The organism is Vibrio sp. 03_296 (assembly GCF_002265885.1).
On the sequence record NZ_NPKW01000463.1, the window covers coordinates 1 to 1,025 of the forward strand.

The 1,025-nt window shown below is 44.1% G+C and carries 1 protein-coding gene and 1 pseudogene; one reads left to right on the top strand and one right to left on the bottom strand.

Going from position 1 to position 1,025, the window contains the following annotated elements:
• The first annotated feature begins 116 nt into the window (after positions 1-116).
• On the top strand, positions 117-302 hold the full coding sequence (locus CIK04_RS33890) for a hypothetical protein (RefSeq protein ID WP_325205818.1): 186 nt from the start codon (positions 117-119) through the stop codon (positions 300-302).
• Positions 303-626: 324 nt separating this feature from the next.
• On the opposite strand, the pseudogene CIK04_RS25415 reads toward CIK04_RS33890, so the two are convergent.
• Positions 627-1,025, bottom strand: a pseudogene (locus CIK04_RS25415) (peptidase C39 family protein); the annotation flags it as partial.

Here is a 1,025-nt window from a genome sequence, read left to right on the forward strand (position 1 = left end):
GTTGATTTCGACACGTAAGACCTCCTCCAAAGCGATTTCAGAAATCAGAGCCTCTCTCGCCGAGAAAAAAGGCCCAGAACAGCATCGCCGATCTACTCCTAACCATCATCGATGGTTTGACAGGAAAAATGCAGCAATATCTTCAAGATATTGAGGAACAAATAGAACAGTTTGAGCTCGACACCGAACAAATTGGCGACATCATTGAAGTACAAAAAGCACTGTTGAGAATCAAACGCTTTATTCGTCCGCAACAGTACGCCATTGCTGATTTTCGAGCTCTGAAGTTCGCCTTTGACTAACAAAACCTTAATGGTCAATTATGCACTAAGTAATATTACTCGCATTAACGAAACCATAGAGTTCTTTCTTGGCGAGCTCGCACATGCTCAAAGAACAAATTCAACAACTACGAGAAGATAAAATCAGCCGAAACAGCTACTTGTTTACATTGATTGCCAGTTATTTTCCTGCCTACCAGTTTTTTAAACTGGCTTGCTTGGGTATCAATACTCGGTGGCATTCCGGGGGTAGAATCCCCGGTCGCCTTCTTGTGGTTCTGTATTGGATTGGTGGTCATTTTTGCCGCCGAAGTATTGCTGCTCAAGCGGCTCAAATTCTGGTAATTAGCCTTTAAGCTTACGGTCTTGGTGAATGACGACACAGGCCGTGTGCTTTTGCTTGCCAAAACCGATAATTTGCGACAGTGCTTTTTTACTGACCGTGACATGTGCAGACGCTATCGCCTCTTCTTCCGATTCCGCGTGGGGATCATGAATAAAGAAAAAATGCTCGCTCATTCCACTCAAAAGAACCCAATGCGGCTCTTTACTGCCATTAAATCGATAGGTACTGATGAGAAGTAGCACGCTTGCCCTTCTCCTACCCACGCTTCCAATTGAGTTTGTGACGGAGGCGCTTCAATCATTGTCACCTGATACTCCTCCAATTGTTGGCAGAAATCTTGGTGAACAATCTCGAATCACTTGRCTTCTTGTTTTCGTCACGTACACTATCAATGAACG